A 1,719-nucleotide genomic window follows, 5' to 3' on the forward strand; every position below is an offset into this window, starting at 1 on the left:
CAGCTTTTTGCATAACTTCATCTTTAGTTTTTCAATCGGCTTCAGTTGTCAGCTCACGGAACACAGAATACCAGCAGTGCAGAAAGCCCTAACGTTTAAGTTTTGACTAACAAAGATTTTGTGACCATCTGGAAGATATAATGTTCGTGTAGGTTTGATATGCCAGATCCCTTCTTTTTGATAAGAGGCCTTATCGTAATTCAAAAGCCTGCCCCGCTGCCTTACGTGCCGGAAACCACGATGCAACAAATGCAATGAATGCAGCCGTTGCAGCTACTAATAAAAAATCGGTAACAAGTAATTGTACAGGAAAATAATCTATTAAAAAAGAGCCACCCCCCAATTTTATTATTTTAAATTTTAACTGCAGTAAACAAATAATTACGGCCATTGCAATACCAGATGCTGCGCCAATGGCACCCAATAATAAACCTTCGCTTAAAAATATTTTTAAAATAGAAGACTGGCTGGCGCCCATGCTTTGCAATACGCTGATGTCTTTTTGCTTTTCCAGCACCAGCATGGTTAAAGCACTTATCATAGTAAAGGCACTTACCAATAATATTAAAGTAAACACAGCATAAATAATCCACTTTTCCATTTTCATTGTATTGTAGAGGCTCATGTTTTGCTCATACAAAGTTTGCACTTTATAGCCATTGCCCATTAATGCCGATAATTTTTCCCTGGCACCGGTAACATCAGTTTTATCTTTTAATTTTATTTCCACGGCACTGTATTCATTTTCGGCCAGCCCCATCTGTTGTTTTACAAAATCAATATTGGTGATGGTATATTTATTATCAAAATCCTGCTGAATGGTAAAGATACCGGTGGGCAATACATTGCCTTCGCTTAAAGATTGCAAAGGGTCGCTGCCGCTGCTGTATTTTTTGGGAAGAATAACAGTGAGCTTATCAGTTTCAAAAGCAGGGTTTAAACTTACACCTACTGCATACTGAATGCCAGCGCCTAATATTAAACCCGGTTCATCAGCAGTGCCTGTAGCAAATTTTCCGTTACTTATTTTAGCAGGCACACCCGATACCTTGGGATAATTATCATCTACACCTTTTAAATACACTACTGTTTGTGCGCCCTCACCATTTTGCAGCAATGCTTTTTCTTCGGCAATTAAGGAAAAATTTTGTACAAAAGGCTGCTGTTTAATTTGAGTTAATTGTGCAGGGGTAATAAAAAAAGTTTTTCCTTTATCAGGTACAATTTTAATATCGGTATAGAATGAAGCGTATAAAGATTTTACCAATCCTTCAAAGCCATTAAAAACACTAAGCACTAAAATTTGGCAGCAGGTGGCAAACGCAATAACACCCACCGTTACCCATGCAATGATATTAATGGCATTTGCTCTTTTTTTTGCTTTAAAATATCTCCAGGCAAAAGTGAGGTACAATGTTAATTGGTTAAATGGTTAATTAGTTGAATCAAACAATAATTCATCCAATGTGCAACAACTTCAATCAGCGCTTTGTTCTTTTCCATTTCTTTCCCCATCTGGGGAGATAGAGGGAGATTCATTTATTTCCTTAAACAGCTTATCTATTTTTTCTGCATACTCCAAAGTATCATCAATATAAAAAGTTAGTTTGGGCATGCTCCTGAGTTGATGCCTGACCCTTGATGTTAATTCTTTTTTTATTTCGTGTGCATGCTCCTCAATTTTTTTTAAGGCAAGATCATTATCTTTTACTTTAAAAA

Annotated in this window: 2 protein-coding genes; both read right to left on the minus strand. The window is 36.7% G+C overall.

The genetic code is table 11. The annotated features are described in order from the left end of the window. Positions 1-190: 190 nt before the first annotated feature. Complete coding sequence (locus tag ACY65O_RS11025) at positions 191-1,414, minus strand: FtsX-like permease family protein (protein WP_462220913.1); 1,224 nt, start codon at positions 1,412-1,414, stop codon at positions 191-193. Between the two features lie 63 nt (positions 1,415-1,477). After that, a partial coding sequence (locus ACY65O_RS11030) for a ribosome-binding factor A (RefSeq protein ID WP_462220914.1) occupies positions 1,478-1,719 on the minus strand: 242 nt, incomplete at its 5' end.

Origin of the sequence: Ferruginibacter sp., from assembly GCF_031430955.1 — a bacterium.
Classification (GTDB): Bacteria; Bacteroidota; Bacteroidia; order Chitinophagales; family Chitinophagaceae; genus Ferruginibacter.